Here is a 261-nt window from a genome sequence, read left to right on the forward strand (position 1 = left end):
ACGGCGGGTGCTAACGTCCGTCGTGAAAAGGGAAACAACCCAGACCTACAGCTAAGGTCCCCAAGTCATGGCTAAGTGGAAAACGATGTGGAAAGGCATAGACAGCCAGGAGGTTGGCTTAGAAGCAGCCATCCTTTAAAGAAAGCGTAATAGCTCACTGGTCGAGTCGGTCTGCGCGGAAGATTTAACGGGGCTAAGCCATGCACCGAAGCTTAGGGTGTGCACACACAGGTGTGTACGCGGTAGAGGAGCGTTCCGTAA

General features: G+C 53.3%; 1 rRNA gene. It reads left to right on the plus strand.

Annotation, left to right across the window (positions count from 1 at the left end):
* Positions 1–261: ribosomal RNA gene (locus tag JI667_RS21875) — 23S ribosomal RNA — on the plus strand; the annotation flags it as partial.

Origin of the sequence: Bacillus sp. NTK074B, from assembly GCF_017303375.1 — a bacterium.
Classification (GTDB): Bacteria; Bacillota; Bacilli; order Bacillales; family Bacillaceae_B; genus Rossellomorea.